The sequence below is a fragment of the Bacillus sp. 22475 genome (assembly GCF_052044835.1).
GTDB classification, from domain to species: Bacteria; Bacillota; Bacilli; order Bacillales; family Bacillaceae_G; genus Bacillus_A; species Bacillus_A cereus.
The window spans coordinates 24,371-40,646 of record NZ_JBQENW010000019.1; the positions used below are offsets into that span (position 1 = coordinate 24,371).

Here is a 16,276-nt window from a genome sequence, read left to right on the forward strand (position 1 = left end):
AGAGAGGGTGTCAACAATGGAAAGAAGAGTGCCAATTACGGTTGAAGAAGCTGTTCGTAAAGTGATGGGATTTGCTGATAAAGGCTTAAAGGAGCTATTACCAATTGAATTAGCTTATGGATGTATATTAGCAGAGGATTTAGTAGCTGACCATGATGTACCGTCATTTAATCGTTCGCCGTATGACGGATTTGCTATTCGAGCAGAAGATACTAATTTAGCAAGTTATGAAACGCCAATTGTATTTGAAGTAGTGGGTGAAATTGGTGCAGGATCGCTATTCCATGAGAAAGTAGGTCCGTTTCAAGCAGTTCGAATTATGACGGGAGCACAAATTCCGAATGAGTGTGATGCGGTTGTTATGTTAGAGCTGACTCGTCAATATGAGAAGAATGGCAACAATTATATGGAAGTGAAGCGATCATTCAAAAATGGTGACAATATTTCTTTTCAAGGTGAAGATGCTCGTAAAGGAACAGTTCTTGCAAAGAAAGGATCGTACATTAATCCAGGTATTTCAGCTCTTCTTGCTACATTCGGTTATAGTGAAGTACCAGTTGCGAAAAAGCCTGTAATTGGACTGTTAGCGACTGGGAGTGAATTACTGGATGTCAATGATTCATTACAGCCAGGGAAAATCCGAAACAGTAATACGTACATGATATTGTCTCAAATTCGAAGAGCAGGCGGAAGAGTAAAATATTTTGGGAAGTTTAGTGATGATTTTAATACGTGTTTTACAGCTGTGAAAGAAGCGCTTGGCCAAGTAGATATGTTAATTACAACGGGCGGTGTATCAGTAGGAGATTATGATTATTTACCAGCTATTTACGAAAAGTTAGGTGCATCTGTTCTTTTTAATAAAGTTGCAATGCGACCAGGAAGTGTTACGACTGTAGCACAATTAAATGGCAAGTTATTATTTGGTTTATCAGGAAATCCATCAGCTTGTTACGTAGGGTTTGAATTATTCGTAAGACCGTGTATTCGGACGTATATGTTTAGTGAAAAAGTACATTTAAAAAGAGAAAAAGCGTTATTAGGAGAAGATTTTCTAAAACCGAATCCATTTACAAGATTTGTACGAGCAAAATTGCAATATGATGAGGGGAAATTAATCGCTTATCCATCAGGGTTTGATAAATCTAGCTCAGTTTCTTCATTGGCAGAATCAAATGCGTTTATCGTATTGCCGGGCGGGACAAGAGGATATAAAAAAGATATGTTTGTTGATGTTCTTTTATTAGAAGATAACGAAGGTAGTGAATGGCCTTGGACATTTCATAAAGTGAGAGGTGTTTCTAATGGGACAAGCGCTATTTGAAATTGTAGATAATCCGATTTTAGTTGAAGAAGTAACGAATAAAGTCGCAAGAAGGGAAGCAGGTGCGATTACAACATTTATTGGTACGGTGAGAGAATTAACAAAAGGAAAACGAACGCTACATTTAGAGTATGAAGCATATAAACCGATGGCAGTAAAACAACTTATGAGAATTGGTGAAGAGATTAGTGAAAGATGGCCGGATGCAAAAGTAGCAATTACGCACCGTGTAGGGCGGCTAGAAATAATGGATATTGCGGTAGTCATTGCAGTTTCATCACCGCATCGTAAAGTAGCTTATGAAGCGAATGAGTACGCGATTGAACGTATAAAACGAATTGTTCCAATTTGGAAAAAAGAATTTTGGGAAGATGGAACGATGTGGATTGGAGATCAACTTGAAAACACACCATATCCAGAAGGAAAACCAAAGAAGGAAGAATGAGAAAATGATTACAATTTTATTATTTGCAAATTTGCGTGAGGAAGTTGGATCGGATCGATTAGTAATTTCAGAAAAGCAAGAAATGACAGTGCAGCAATTAAAAGAATGGCTCAAAGTCAGCTATTGTTTACAATCGCTGGATAAAGTGATGGTGGCTGTTAATGAGGAGTTTGTAATGAATGAAGAGATGATAAAGGCTGGAGATATAGTCGCATTAATCCCGCCCGTTAGCGGCGGGTAATAAGCTTTTTCACCAGATGAAGCGCCAAGAAGATGTTGTATATAAATTAGAATAAGAGAAGGGATGAGTTCCATGCTTACTCAAGAACAAATAATGAATGCATTAAAACATGTAGAGGATCCAGAGTTACACAAAAGTGTTGTAGAATTAAATATGGTTAGAAATATACAAATGAACGGAACAGAGGTTAAACTTGAAGTAGTACTAACAATCCAAGGTTGTCAGTTAAAAGCAAAAATTCAACAAGATATTGAAGAATCACTTCACGCAATTGGTGCTTCTAAAGTGGAGATAACATTTGGTTCTATGACACAAGAAGAACGTGCAGCTTTAACAGAGAAGTTAAAGAAAAATACTAGAACAGAAACTGGTATGCCGAGCATGCTTCGCCCGGATTCAGGAGTACGTTTTATTACTGTAACGAGCGGAAAAGGCGGAGTTGGAAAATCAACGGTGACAATTAATCTTGCAACTGCACTAGCTCGTATGGGGAAAAAAGTGGGGATATTAGATGCGGATATATATGGTTTTAGTATTCCAGCTATGATGGAAACGAATAAGAAACCAACGATGATTGATCAAACGGCAATTCCAGTCATTAGTCACGGTGTTAAAATCATGTCGATGGGATTTTTTACAGAAGGAAATAACCCAGTTATGTGGCGCGGTCCGATGCTAAATAAATGGATTCAAAATTTCCTTGCGAATACGCACTGGGGAGAATTAGATTATTTATTACTTGATTTACCACCGGGTACAGGAGATGTTGCGATTGATGTTGCAGCGATGATTCCGCAAGCGAAAGAAATAATTGTTACAACTCCGCACAATGTAGCTTCATTTGTTGCTTCAAGAGTCGGTGTAATGGCAAAACATACGAAGCATGAGATTTTAGGTATTGTGGAAAATATGGCTTATTATGAAGAGCAAGATGGATCGAAAAATTATCTCTTCGGAAAAGGCGGTGGCGAAATGTTAGCAGAACAATTGCAAACAGAAGTAATCGCACAAGTACCTTTTGCAAAACGTGAAGAAAATAGCGGTTCATCTGTATATGATGAAGATTCTCTTGTTGGAGAAGTGTTTACATCGTTAGCTGAGGATATTATTTATAGAGGATAGAGGGGGAAGTTTAGTATGGCGTGTAACATTGATCATTCTATTGAAGATGTGATGAATAAGCTCGAAAGTCAAAAGAATTCTTTACCTGAAGGGATCTTTAAAGAGTTAAAGAGTTTTTTACAAGGTAATCATTCACAGAAATTATTAAATGATATTTTTCACCTTCTAAAAAAGTATGATTTAGTCAGTGAGGAAGAACGAGAGACGAGAAACGCACAATTATTGCACATTTTGAATTAAGTACTCTTTGGCTTTAGAATTTTTTCAGAAGAGGTGAATGTGATGGATATGAAAAAGATGATTGAAACGATAGAAGTAACTAGAGTGACTGACGAGGAATTATCGATTTCGAATTTACATCCAAAGCTTGTGAAGTTGTATAGTCAAAAAGATAGTACAGAGTATACGAAGCTATTAAAATATATTTTATCATTATCCGTGCAGTTGAAGCTGAATCTCGTATTGAAATATTTTGGTGTGCGTCCGATTGTTGCTGCAGACGAGCGTATGCAATTTCAAGAGATATTTAAATGCTTAGCTAAGAAAGATGAGAATGGGGAATGGTTTCTAAATTTGGTTTCTTTATATGTAGGGCTAATTGTAGTTCTTCATTTTGAGGAGAAAGTGATTGAGAGTAGTTTTTTTGATGATATGGTAGTGGGTGAATGTAATGAAATATAAGATTCTGCTCATAACATTTTTCTATTTAAATGCTTTAATTGCGATTTTAGTTGGTTTTGTAAATATGAAGGTAACTAATTAAGAAAAAGGAATGAAACTAGTTTGATAAAAAGAGTTCTTCAGTTGTTTCCGGCGTTTTTTCGTGTTACCATTAAGCGAATTTTTCATAAGGAGAGAAAGCGATGAAATGGATTTATTTTCTTATTATTAACGTTATAGCTTTTAGCCTTATGGGGCTTGATAAACGAAAAGCAAAGAAGAAACAGTGGAGAACGCCAGAAAGTACGCTGTTTTTATCAGCGGCAGCTGGGGGAGCAGTTGGAGCTTGGATCGGTATGTATATGTTTCATCATAAAACTCATAAAAAGAAATTTGTTTTCGGCATACCGTTACTTGTTGTAATAACGGTATGTTTATTATTCGTTGTATGAGAAATGTCGAAAGAAATGCAGATTGATTATTGGTAAAGTGAGCATGTGAGACCGTATAATGGAGAAAAAATGAGAAGAGGAGAAAAAGGAAGATGGGGAGTCAATCAGCAGAGCAAAAAAAAGGGATACTATATGCGGCTGGTGCTTATACGATGTGGGGAATTCTACCGATTTATTGGAAATGGGTTGAGGAAGTTCCAGCAGATGAAATATTAGCACACCGCATCGTTTGGGCATTTGTTTTTATGTTACTTGTATTAGGTGTTACGAAGAGGTTTCGCCAGTTTATTGGGGAATTTGTGAATCTTTTTAAACGACCTAAATTATTAATGTCATTAACAATAGCTTCAGTCTTGATTAGCGGAAACTGGTTTGTTTACATATGGGCCGTTAATCATAATCATGTTATTGAAGCGAGTCTTGGCTATTATATTAATCCGCTTATTAGTATTTTACTTGGTACAGTCGTTTTAAAGGAAAAGTTAAACTTTTGGCAATATGTTGCAGTTGGTTTAGCAGGAGTAGGGGTTGTCATTTTAACAGTACGTTTCGGATCTATTCCGTGGGTTTCTCTTTCACTTGCCTTTTCATTTGGATTATACGGATTAACGAAAAAACTGTTAAACTATGATGCCACAATTGGACTTACGATGGAAACGATGTTAGTGACGCCGTTTGCAATCATTTATCTTGTTATGACAGGAGCACATGGTTTCGGCTCATTTGGATCTATCTCAATGTTATCAACGTTACTTTTAATAGGAGCAGGTATTGTAACGGCATTACCACTATTTTATTTTGCAAAAGGAGCACAACTTATTCCGCTTTATATGGTGGGGTTTTTACAATATATTGCGCCAACAATTAGCTTAATTTTAGGTGTATTTGTATTTGGTGAACATTTCACATCTACACATATGATTGCATTTTTCTGTATATGGATTGCTTTATTTGTATTCTCGGTAGCGAAGACAAAGTTTTTAGTGCAGAAACAACCGAAATTTATAAAAAATAAATCAGCAAAAGTATCATAATGCGTAGTATTTTCTACGCATTTTTCTTTATACTGATACTATATAGGATTTCCATTATAGCTAGTAGGGAGCTGAGAACGTGGAAACAATTTTACATAATGATCCGCTTATGGCCGCTGTAATTTCATGGTTTTTAGCACAATTAACGAAAGTAGTCTTTAAATTAGTCAAAACGGGTGAATTTGATTTTGCAAAGTTTTTCGCTTCAGGTGGGATGCCAAGTTCTCATGCTTCAACTGTTACAGCATTGGCGACAGGTGTTGGCGTTGTGGAAGGTGTGGAAAGTACTTTGTTTGCAATTGCTGCTATTTTTGCCATTATAGTTATGTATGACGCTTCAGGAGTAAGGCTTGCTGTAAGTAAACAGGCGAAAATATTGAATGAGTTTTTTCACGGTAGACAAACAGAATATAAGAAGTTAAATGAACTTGTTGGGCATACACCGTATGAAGTAGTAGTTGGTGCTTTATTAGGGATTATTGTCGGAGTAGGATATTGTTTATGAGCAGAACATTTTATATGTTCTGCTTTTCTTTGTTTTCATACATATTCACCTGCTTTTTTGAATATCGTTATACGGATTTCGAAAGGGTGGGTGAATAACTTGTTATTATATGAAAAAGTGCATGAAGAAATAGCGAGAAGAGCAACTACACTTCAATCGATGCAACGGCAAGATGGTACGTGGAGATTTTGTTTTGAAGGAGCTCCATTAACAGATTGCCATATGATTTTTTTATTAAAATTATTAGGTAGAGATAAAGAGATAGAACCGTTTGTAAAAAGATTAGCATCACTTCAAACAAATGAAGGAACATGGAAATTGTATGAAGATGAAGTGGGAGGTAATTTATCAGCTACCATTCAATCTTATGCCGCCTTACTTGCATCGAAAAAATATACAAAAGAAGATGCGAATATGAAGCGAGCGGAAAATTTTATTAAGGAACGCGGAGGCGTGGCGCGTGCTCATTTTATGACGAAGTTTTTATTAGCAATTCATGGAGAATATGAATATCCTTCACTCTTCCATTTACCAACACCAATCATGTTTCTACAGAATGATTCCCCCCTCAGTATATTTGAATTGAGTAGCTCAGCACGTATCCATTTAATTCCGATGATGCTGTGCTTAAATAAAAGGTTTCGAGTAGGGAAAAAGTTATTGCCAAATTTAAATCACATTGCAGGCGGGGGCGGAGAATGGTTTCGAGAGGATCGGTCTCCAGTTTTTCAAACGTTAGCAAGTGACGTGAAGAAAATTATAACGTATCCACTTTCTTTGCATCATAAAGGATATGAGGAAGTAGAACGTTTTATGAAAGAGCGTATTGATGAAAATGGAACATTATATAGTTACGCAACTGCTTCGTTTTATATGATTTATGCTTTACTTGCATTAGGACATTCTATTCAATCACCAATTATTCAGAAGGCTATAATGGGAATTACATCTTATATATGGAAGATGGAAAGAGGGAGCCATTTGCAAAACTCTCCGTCAACTATATGGGATACAGCTTTACTCAGTTATGCTTTGCAAGAAGCTCAAGTTCCGAAAGCAAGTAAAGTGATTCAAAATGCATCAGCGTATTTACTAAGAAAACAGCAAACAAAGAAAGTAGATTGGAGTGTACATGCACCGGATCTCTTCCCAGGTGGTTGGGGCTTTTCGGATGTGAATACGACGATTCCAGATATTGATGATACAACTGCTGTGTTAAGAGCATTGGCGCGAAGTAGAGGGAACGAAAATGTAGACAATGCTTGGAAGCGAGCGGTTAATTGGGTTAAAGGATTGCAAAATAATGATGGTGGTTGGGGAGCTTTTGAAAAAGGGGTAACGAGCCGTATATTAGCAAATTTACCAATCGAAAATGCGAGTGATATGATTACAGATCCTTCTACACCAGATATTACAGGGAGAGTGCTAGAGTTTTTCGGGACGTATGGACAAAACGAATTGCCTGAGAAACAAAAACAAAGTGCGATAAATTGGTTAACGAATGCACAAGAGGAAAATGGATCATGGTATGGGAAATGGGGGATTTGTTATATATATGGTACGTGGGCGGTTATGACTGGTTTACGGTCACTAGGAACTCCATCTAGCAACCCATCATTAAAACGAGCCGCTTTATGGCTTGAACATATACAGCATGAAGATGGTGGCTGGGGAGAATCTTGCCACAGTAGTGTGGAGAAAAGGTTCGTTACTTTACCATTTAGTACACCATCCCAAACAGCATGGGCGTTAGATGCCCTCATTTCTTACTATGATAAAGAAACGCCAGTCATTCGAAAAGGTATTTCATATTTGCTCTCCAACCCTTATATAAATGAAAAATATCCTACTGGAACAGGTTTACCAGGTGGGTTTTATATTTGTTATCATAGTTATGCTCATATATATCCGTTGCTTACTTTGGCTCATTATGCAAAAAAATATAGAAAATAAACCGAGAGATGTCTCTCGGTTTATTTTGTTGGGTAGTAGGTCCCTTTTGAAAAGAATAAGGTTGTGATGTACCTTATTTTTCGGTTGATTGGCGTTTTTGACGTGCATCAGCGGCATTTGCACGTGCGTTTGCTTCTAAGTCATTGTGGTCAGCGAGTTCGCGAGAGAACTCAACATCAATGCCATCAGTTGCTTTGCTTTGTTTGAAATTTTTTTTGTTCATTCGACATAATCTCCTTGCACTTTATGCGACGTTGCAAAGTTAGTTTGACACAAATAGACTTTTTTATACAAAGAGGAATTGGAAAGTAAAAAGCCGAAATATACAGTATAAGTAATAGAAATGGGGGATAGGAATGGAGTTTTTATATGGGAAAACAGCTGTTGTAACAGGAGGTGCACAGGGAATTGGAAAAGAGATTGCAAGGGTTTATGCAAAGCTGGGGGCGAAAGTATTAATTAGCGATGTAAATGAAGAGAAGCTACAAAAAACGACACGTGAATTATCGGACGAAGGATATGAAGTATGCTCATATCGATGTGATGTGAGTAATCAAAATGAAGCGAAGTCGTTAATTGAATATGCGGTTCAAAAATTCGGTACATTACATATTTTGGTGAATAACGCCGGGATTACAAGAGATGCAATGTTACATAAAATGGAGAAGTCTGCTTGGGAACAAGTATTACAAGTGAACTTAACTGGTGTTTTTTATTGTATGCAACCAGCGCTTCTTTACATGAGACAACAAGGGTATGGACGCATTATTAATATATCTTCAATTAGTAGAGAAGGAAACATAGGTCAAGCAAATTATGCGGCTACGAAGGCAGGCGTTGTAGGTTTAACGAAAACGGCAGCGAAAGAAGTTGGAAGTTTCGGTATTACGTGTAATGCGATTTGTCCAGGGTTTATGGATACAGATATGACAAAAACGATACCAGATAAAGTGAAAGAAAAGATGGTTGGCGCGATTCCAGTTGGTAGAATTGGAACGCCAGAAGATATTGCGAACGCAGCAGCTTTTTTAGCATCAGAATACGCATCTTATATTACAGGTGAAGTATTAAATGTGAGCGGAGGACTGCAAGTTTAAAGGAATGCATAATGAAAAGAACCTGACCGGATAGGTCAGGTTCTTTCTCATTAATTTAAGTTAAGCCAAACGCTCTTTACTTCTGTATAGTTATTTAATGCATAAGATCCCATTTCACGGCCAAGACCAGATTGTTTAAATCCTCCAAATGGAGATGCTGCATCAAAGACGTTATAACAGTTTACCCACACTGTACCTGCACGTACTTTACTTGCAACATAGTGTGCTGTTTTAACATTTTCTGTCCACACACCAGCCGCTAAGCCGAATTGTGATTTATTTGCACGTTCAATTACTTCATCAATATCGTTAAATGGTATTGCAGAAATAACTGGACCGAAAATTTCTTCTTTTGCGATCGTCATTTCATCATTTACGTCAGCGAATACTGTAGGAGAAACGAAGTAGCCTTGATCGAATGGATTACTTCCTCCGCAAAGTACTTCAGCGCCTTCTTCAATCCCTTTTTCAATGTAGCCCATTACACGTTTTTGCTGTTCTTCGGAAACGAGAGGGCCAATTGTTGTTTCAGGGTTAAGACCGATACCTTGATTTAGTTTTTTAGAATAGAGGACGAGATCAGCCATGACATTATCATACATTTTCTTCGGAACAAATAAGCGTGATCCAGCAGAGCATACTTGTCCTTGGTTAAACATAACACCAGAAAGTGCACCAGGAATCGCGCGAGATAAATCAGCATCCGGCAAGATGATATTTGGTGATTTACCGCCTAACTCAAGTGTAACGCGTTTTAATGATTCGGATGCTTGGCGCATAATTTGTTTACCGACAGGAGTAGAACCGGTAAATGCAATTTTATCAACGAGTGGATGATTAACGAGAGCTTGCCCAGCTGATTCACCGAATCCAGGTACGATATTAATAACACCTTTCGGGAATCCAGCTTCTTCAATTAATTCAGCTAAGTATAGAGCAGATAGTGGAGTTTGTTCTGCAGGTTTTAAAACGATTGTACATCCTGTAGCAAGCGCTGCCCCCATTTTCCACATTGCCATAAGAAGCGGGAAGTTCCAAGGGATAATTTGACCAACGACACCAACAGCTTCATGGCGTGTATAGTTAAAGTAATCACCGGAAACAGGAATTGTTTGACCAACGATTTTCGTAGCCCAGCCAGCGTAATAGCGCATATGCTCAATTGCAAGTGGTATGTCTGCTGCCATTGTTTCACGGATTGGCTTTCCGTTATCTAATGTTTCGAGCTGTGCAAGCTCTTCTTTATGTTCTTCCATTAAATCAGCTAACTTGTACATGAGACGGCTTCGCTCAGCGGTGCTCATACGAGACCAAGGACCTTCGTCAAAAGCCATACGAGCTGCGACTACAGCTTTATGAATATCTTCGCGACCAGCTTCAAAAACGACGGCAAGTGTTTCACCAGTTGCTGGGTTAGGTGTTTTAAATGTTTTACCGGAAGCGCTTTCGATGAAAGATCCATTCACATATAACTTTTTTGTACCTTGAAGAAACTTCTCTACCTTTTCATGAAGATTTACAGCTAGTTGACTCATTGTATAACCCCCTTGAAAATATAATGTAAACGCAGTACGAGACGGCGCTTATTCCGAAATCAAGGATGTGGAAACTAGATGGAAAGCCTCTAATTAAAATCATAATTAAGAAATACTGAAAATTCAAATTTCATTTGTGTTACAATTGTAAAAAATATGTAATGTAAGAGAATCTTCTATATGATTATAAAAAATCCTGCTTGTTTTTGCTTTCTAGTAGGAAAAACTAGAAGAACAATGGTACAATAATACATCGTGAGAGGAGGGGTAAAAATGAAAGATTATCATGATGATCCACGCTTTCGAATAGCCCATAGAGAAGCGTTAATTGGTCTTGGACTTGCTATTATTAATTTTATAATATGGTACGGATTTGCTTATGGGCTTGGTAGTAAAAATCCGAATGAATATACATATGTATTAGGTTTTCCCGCATGGTTTTTTTATAGCTGTATCGTTGGATTTATCGTTATGGTTATTTTACTTAGTTTAGTTGTTCGTTTTGTATTTCAAGATATTTCACTCGATGAGGAAGAAAAAAGTGAGGAATAATAGATGAATTGGTATGTAATCATTCCAATGATAATTTCGTTTATCGTTGTATTTTTAATTGGTGTATATGCTTCAAGACGTGTGCAAGCAACTGCTCATAATAAATTTTTACAAGAATATTTTCTTGGTGGGCGTGAGCTAGGCGGTTTATTATTAGCGATGACAATGATTGCTACGTACGGTAGTGCAAGTAGCTTTATTGGTGGCCCTGGTATTGCTTACAATATGGGTCTTGGATGGGTACTGTTATCTGCGATTCAAGTTGTAACAGGGTATATCGTTTTAACGGTTATCGGTAAAAAGTTTGCAATTATCGCCAGGAAGATGGAAGCAATTACTCTTATCGATTATTTAAAAGGGAGATACAATAATAAAGCAGTTGTTATACTTTCTGCGTTATGTATTATTATCTTTTTATTTTCAGCGACAGTAGCCCAGTGGGTCGGTGGTGGACGATTAATCGAGTCACTAACGGGTCTATCGTATACAACAGCACTATTTTTATTTACTTTTTCTGTACTTGTGTACGTATTAATTGGTGGATTTCGTGCAGTTGCTCTATCAGATACATTATTAGGAATCATTATGTTAGTTGGAACGACAATCATTTTAATTGCTACTGTCATTGCTGGTGGTGGAATTGAAAAGATTATGCAGGAACTTGTTCAAATTAATCCAAAGTTAATTACACCATTCGGAGCAGATGGCAGTTTAACGAAATCATATGTTACATCATTTTGGATTTTAATTGGAATTGGTGTTGTCGGTTTACCGCAAATTAGCGTGCGTGCCATGTCTTATAAAAATTCAAAAGCGATGCATCAAGCGTTAATAATTGGGACGATTGTTGTAGGTACAATTATGATTGGTATGCATTTAACAGGTGTATTTGCACGAGTCGTACTTCCAGGTATAACGGTACCAGATAAAGTAATGCCGCTACTCGCGATGGAAGTGTTACCTCCTTGGTTAGCTGGAGTTTTCTTAGCTGCACCGATGGCAGCGATTATGTCTACAGTAAACTCACTATTATTACTTGTAAGTTCATCAATCATTAAAGATATATACGTAAATTACATAAATAAAGATGCAGCAGACAGTACGATAAAAAAAGGAAGTTTGTGGATTACTGGTATTGTAGGACTACTCGTTTATGCAGCGGCGATTAAACCACCAGATTTTTTAATATGGCTAAATTTATTTTCTTTCGGTGGATTAGAAGCAGCATTCATTTGGCCAATCGTATTAGGGTTATATTGGAGGAAAGGAAATGCTACAGGAGCGCTTGCGTCTATTTTAGTTGGGGTAGGCTCATATATGTGTATTCATCTTTTCTATCAAAATCCGTTCGGTATACATACAGTTGTCTTCCCGATTTGTTTTGCGTTTATCGCTTATGTTATTGGAAGTATGAGTGCTGTAAAAAAAACAGTATAGGTTAGCTGAAGAACGTAGTCCTTATAAGACTGCGTTTTTTCGTATGAATTTGTTCTTTTTTATTCTGTATATCCACGGTTATTCATAAATTAATAACAACTGAGGGGATGGAGTTGAGGTCGATGAAAAAAGTGTTATTTTTAGGAGACCCAGGAATTGATGACTCTTTAGCAATTATGTATGGATTGTTGCATCCTGATATTGATATTGTTGGTGTAGTAACGGGATATGGAAATGTAACACAAGAAAAGGCGACAAGTAATGCCGCATATTTATTGCAAATGGCAGGACGGGAAGATATACCTGTTATTAATGGTGCGAAAATTCCTTTATCCGGAGATATTACGACGTATTATCCAGAAATTCATGGGACAGACGGTTTAGGGCCAATTAAACCTCCAAAAACTTTTTCACCAAATATAAAGCCTTTTTGTACATTTTTTGATCTTCTTGAAAAATATAAAGGAGAATTAATAATAGTCGATGCTGGTAGATCAACAACATTAGCGACAGCATTTATTTTAGAAAAGCCGATGATGAAGTATGTGAAAGAATATTATATAATGGGCGGTGCTTTCTTAATGCCTGGCAATGTAACACCAGTCGCAGAGGCGAACTTTCATGGTGATCCCATTGCGTCACAATTAGTTATGCAAAATGCCAAAAATGTGACATTAGTGCCACTTAACGTTACATCTGAAGCAATTATTACACCGGAAATGGTAAAATATATTACGAAACACTCTAAAACGAGTTTTAATAAGTTAATCGAGCCGATATTTACGTACTATTATAAAGCTTATAGAAAGTTAAATCCGAAAATAAAAGGAAGTCCAGTACATGACGTCGTTACAATGATGGTTGCGGCAAATCCATCCCTTTTAGATTATGTATATCGTCGTGTCGATGTAGATACAGCTGGAATTGCAAAAGGAGAGAGTATTGCTGATTTTCGGCCTCAACCTGATGCAAAAGCATTAAAAAATTGGGTGCGAATTGGTTGGTCGTTACATTATAAAAAGTTTCTTGAGGATTTTGTGAAATTTATGACGTAGACATAATAGGAGCATACAAGTTAAAATAATGGAGATGGTTATTTAAATGACCATCTCCATTATTTTGTTTTTAAATGATAAATAGAGAAGAGTTACACAATAGGAGAGGAATTTTACTTGAAAAAAACTATAGTATGCGCAGTGATTGTGGGTATTTTTGTTTTGCTAATATCGGGTAACTTTTTAGTGAAAAAAGTGTGGAGTTCAAATAATGATGATGCACAGTATATTGCATCTTTTATTGAAGAACATAAAGATGAAAAAAATAGTGCGCTTCTAGTAAAGAGAAATGATAAAGTTGTTTATTCTGTAAACCCAAATGTTGTATTGCCAGTTGCTAGTACGATGAAATTAATTGTGGCGCTTGAATATACGAAACAAGTTACTGAAGGGAAAATTGATTCTTCTAGTTTCGTGTCGATTAACGATGTGAATCGCTATTATGTGCCGAATACAGATGGTGGTGCACAAGATAGATGGCAAAAGTATTTGGAGAAGACGGGCAAGATAACTGAAGGAGCGGTTTCTTTAGAAGAAGTGGCAAAAGGAATGGTTAAGTTTAGTTCGAATGCAAATGCTGAATACTTAATGGAATTGTTAGGATTAGATAACATCAATCGAAATTTACAAAGTTTATCACTTCCTGCACATCAACCACTATTTCCAATCGTTTCATCTTTGTATATCCCGGGATATTTGCATAAAGAATTACATGTTCCAAAATATAAAATAGAGAAAAAGTTAAAAGAAATGTCTCAAGAGCAATATCGTGAATATGCGATGATTATTCATGAACGCTTAAAGAAGAAGGGACCATTATTACAGAAGGAAATTCCGCTTTATTTAGAGGAACGTTACGACAAAATTTGGTCAGATAGATTACCAGCAGCTTCTGCAAATGATTATATGGTATTACTTCAAAAGGCAAACCATAAAGGTGGCTTGACAGAGGCTGAAGAAAAAGTGTGGGCAAATATCGTTGAAACAGACATGAGTGCCAAGAAATACCGTAAAACATTCAGACATGCTGGGCAAAAGAATGGTTACACACCATGGACGGTTACAAAAGCAGTTTATGCTATGGATAAACGTGGAAACTGTACAGAAATTGTGTTTTTGGCGAATAATTTAAATGAAGACGATAGTGCAGAAATACGGAAACATTTAGCAAACTTACATTTCCAAGTGTTGCAAAGTGATAAGTATGATGCGACTTTTATTAAATAAACTCGGTGCAGAGAGCACCGAGTTTATTTTTATGTACAAGCACTTTTTTTCTATCTCTGGGTATGATGGGTAGTAATACTTAGGTGAGAGGGGAAAAGGTGATGAAACAAAGTAAAGAAGAGTTTATAAAGAGTGAAGGCGCTGATTTCCCTGGGAAAACATATGTGGATTGTGTATTACAACATGTATTTGATTTTCAACGAAATTACTTATTGAAAGATATGTTTCAAGTGCATAAAGCACATATTACGATGCTGACGGAAGAAAATTTAATGAAAAAGGAAGAAGCTAAAGTTATATTACACGCATTAAAAAAGGTAGAGGGAATTCCAGAAGAGCAATTGCTCTATACAGAGCAGCATGAAGATCTCTTTTTTTTAGTCGAACATTTAATTTCTCAAGAAGCGAAATGCGATTTTGTAAGTAATATGCATATTGGTAGAAGTAGAAATGATATGGGTGTAACGATGTATCGCATGAGTTTAAGGCGGTATATATTACGATTAATGGAACATCATTTGCTATTGCAAGAAAGTGTACTGCAACTTGCTGATGATCATAAGGAAACGATCATGCCAGCTTATACACATACACAACCGGCACAGCCAACAACATTTGGTCATTATACTTTAGCAATTTATGATACGATGCAAAGAGATTTAGAACGAATGAAAAAAACGTACCAGCTTTTAAATCAGTCTCCAATGGGGGCGGCTGCACTCTCTACAACAAGTTTCCCGATTAAACGAGAACGAGTTGCTCATCTACTTGGATTTACAACTGTAATTGAGAACTCATATGATGCTGTTGCCGGAGCGGATTATTTATTAGAAGTTAGCTCGCTACTTATGGTAATGATGACGAATACGAGTAGATGGATTCATGACTTTTTGTTGTTAGCAACGAAAGAATATGACGGTATTACTGTTGCAAAGCCATATGTACAAATTAGTAGTATTATGCCGCAAAAACGAAATCCGGTTTCAATTGAACACGCTCGTGCAATTACGAGTAGTGCTTTAGGAGAAGCATTTACAGTATTTCAAATGATTCATAATACACCATTTGGTGATATTGTCGATACGGAAGATGACTTGCAGCCATATTTATATAAAGGGATTGAAAAGGCGATTCGTGTTTTTTGTATGATGAATGCAGTGATCCTAACGATGAAAGTAGAAGAAGAAACGTTAAAAAGTCGTTCCTATAAACATGCAATAACGATAACGGATTTCGCTGATGTTTTAACGAAAAATTATGAAATTCCATTTCGGCATGCTCATCATGCAGCAAGTGCTATTGCAAATATGTCATTGGAGCAGAAAAAAGAACTACATGAATTACACTTCAAAGAGATAAATATGTACTTGCAAGAACATTTTAAAATAAATTTATTAGAAAAAGAGTGGAAAGAAATTATATCGCCAGAAGCTTTTATTCAAAAAAGAAATGTATACGGTGGACCGAGTAAAAAAGAAATGAAGCGTATGATTAAAAATCGAAAAGAGTCCTTTCGAAAAGAAGAAGATGTATTTGAAAAGGAAAAACAGAGAATTTTACAAGCTGAAAATGCCTTGAATACATTAGCTTTGAATATTATTGAATCGTAAAAGAGGGATTTAATGAATTAATCGCCA

General features: G+C 36.6%; 18 protein-coding genes. 16 read left to right on the forward strand and 2 right to left on the reverse strand.

Annotated elements, in window-relative coordinates; translation table 11 throughout:
* Positions 1 to 16 precede the first annotated feature (16 nt).
* The 10 genes from ACTJJY_RS23155 (at position 17) to ACTJJY_RS23200 (ending at position 7,736) form a co-directional block, all read left to right on the forward strand.
* Positions 17 to 1,324, forward strand: a complete 1,308-nt coding sequence (locus ACTJJY_RS23155) for a molybdopterin molybdotransferase MoeA (RefSeq protein ID WP_440606658.1) — start codon at positions 17 to 19, stop codon at positions 1,322 to 1,324.
* Positions 1,305 to 1,769 (forward strand): molybdopterin synthase catalytic subunit MoaE, encoded by a 465-nt coding sequence (moaE, locus tag ACTJJY_RS23160; RefSeq protein ID WP_065229179.1) that lies wholly within the window; start codon positions 1,305 to 1,307, stop codon positions 1,767 to 1,769. Before ACTJJY_RS23155 ends, moaE begins: the two co-directional genes overlap by 20 nt.
* Before the next feature lie 4 nt (positions 1,770 to 1,773).
* Positions 1,774 to 2,010, forward strand: a complete 237-nt coding sequence (gene moaD / locus ACTJJY_RS23165) for a molybdopterin converting factor subunit 1 (RefSeq protein WP_000628502.1) — start codon at positions 1,774 to 1,776, stop codon at positions 2,008 to 2,010.
* Between the two features lie 72 nt (positions 2,011 to 2,082).
* Complete coding sequence (locus ACTJJY_RS23170) at positions 2,083 to 3,132, forward strand: P-loop NTPase (protein ID WP_440606659.1); 1,050 nt, start codon at positions 2,083 to 2,085, stop codon at positions 3,130 to 3,132.
* 15 nt (positions 3,133 to 3,147) lie between these two features.
* Complete coding sequence (locus ACTJJY_RS23175; protein ID WP_000752378.1) at positions 3,148 to 3,372, forward strand: hypothetical protein; 225 nt, start codon at positions 3,148 to 3,150, stop codon at positions 3,370 to 3,372.
* Positions 3,373 to 3,414: 42 nt separating this feature from the next.
* A complete protein-coding gene (locus ACTJJY_RS23180) occupies positions 3,415 to 3,813 on the forward strand; it encodes a hypothetical protein (RefSeq protein WP_000367304.1) in 399 nt (132 codons plus the stop codon).
* Between the two features lie 182 nt (positions 3,814 to 3,995).
* Positions 3,996 to 4,244, forward strand: coding sequence for a DUF1294 domain-containing protein (locus ACTJJY_RS23185; RefSeq protein ID WP_000871349.1), 249 nt, complete (start codon positions 3,996 to 3,998; stop codon positions 4,242 to 4,244).
* A 92-nt stretch (positions 4,245 to 4,336) separates the two neighbouring features.
* A complete protein-coding gene (gene rarD / locus ACTJJY_RS23190) occupies positions 4,337 to 5,278 on the forward strand; it encodes an EamA family transporter RarD (RefSeq protein ID WP_440606660.1) in 942 nt (313 codons plus the stop codon).
* Between the two features lie 79 nt (positions 5,279 to 5,357).
* Positions 5,358 to 5,783, forward strand: coding sequence for a divergent PAP2 family protein (locus ACTJJY_RS23195; RefSeq protein WP_000447823.1), 426 nt, complete (start codon positions 5,358 to 5,360; stop codon positions 5,781 to 5,783).
* Between the two features lie 99 nt (positions 5,784 to 5,882).
* Entirely contained in the window at positions 5,883 to 7,736 is a 1,854-nt protein-coding gene (locus ACTJJY_RS23200; RefSeq protein ID WP_440606661.1) for a terpene cyclase/mutase family protein, read from the forward strand.
* A 73-nt stretch (positions 7,737 to 7,809) separates the two neighbouring features.
* On the opposite strand, the gene ACTJJY_RS23205 is transcribed toward ACTJJY_RS23200, so the two are convergent.
* Complete coding sequence (locus ACTJJY_RS23205) at positions 7,810 to 7,959, reverse strand: YfhD family protein (protein WP_001035815.1); 150 nt, start codon at positions 7,957 to 7,959, stop codon at positions 7,810 to 7,812.
* A gap of 133 nt (positions 7,960 to 8,092) precedes the next feature.
* On the opposite strand from ACTJJY_RS23205, the gene fabG reads away from it, so the two are divergent.
* On the forward strand, positions 8,093 to 8,833 hold the full coding sequence (fabG, locus tag ACTJJY_RS23210; protein ID WP_440606662.1) for a 3-oxoacyl-ACP reductase FabG: 741 nt from the start codon (positions 8,093 to 8,095) through the stop codon (positions 8,831 to 8,833).
* Positions 8,834 to 8,883: 50 nt separating this feature from the next.
* Here the strand turns inward: fabG and dhaS are convergent, their stop codons facing one another.
* Entirely contained in the window at positions 8,884 to 10,368 is a 1,485-nt protein-coding gene (gene dhaS, locus ACTJJY_RS23215; protein ID WP_440606663.1) for an aldehyde dehydrogenase DhaS, read from the reverse strand.
* A 273-nt stretch (positions 10,369 to 10,641) separates the two neighbouring features.
* Here dhaS and ACTJJY_RS23220 point away from each other — a divergent pair, with 273 nt between their 5' ends.
* The 5 genes from ACTJJY_RS23220 to argH all read left to right on the forward strand — a co-directional run bounded on the left by ACTJJY_RS23220 (position 10,642) and on the right by argH (position 16,249).
* Complete coding sequence (locus tag ACTJJY_RS23220; RefSeq protein WP_000656239.1) at positions 10,642 to 10,920, forward strand: YhdT family protein; 279 nt, start codon at positions 10,642 to 10,644, stop codon at positions 10,918 to 10,920.
* A gap of 3 nt (positions 10,921 to 10,923) precedes the next feature.
* The gene (gene panF, locus ACTJJY_RS23225; protein WP_440606664.1) at positions 10,924 to 12,357 is read left to right on the forward strand and encodes a sodium/pantothenate symporter; all 1,434 of its coding nucleotides are present in this window, start codon (positions 10,924 to 10,926) and stop codon (positions 12,355 to 12,357) included.
* A 122-nt stretch (positions 12,358 to 12,479) separates the two neighbouring features.
* Complete coding sequence (locus ACTJJY_RS23230; RefSeq protein ID WP_000756458.1) at positions 12,480 to 13,412, forward strand: nucleoside hydrolase; 933 nt, start codon at positions 12,480 to 12,482, stop codon at positions 13,410 to 13,412.
* Positions 13,413 to 13,529: 117 nt separating this feature from the next.
* A complete protein-coding gene (locus tag ACTJJY_RS23235; protein WP_000751366.1) occupies positions 13,530 to 14,639 on the forward strand; it encodes a serine hydrolase in 1,110 nt (369 codons plus the stop codon).
* 101 nt (positions 14,640 to 14,740) lie between these two features.
* Positions 14,741 to 16,249 carry an argininosuccinate lyase gene (argH, locus tag ACTJJY_RS23240; RefSeq protein WP_440606665.1) on the forward strand — a complete coding sequence of 503 codons (1,509 nt, stop codon included), beginning with the start codon at positions 14,741 to 14,743 and terminating at the stop codon, positions 16,247 to 16,249.
* Positions 16,250 to 16,276 lie beyond the last annotated feature (27 nt).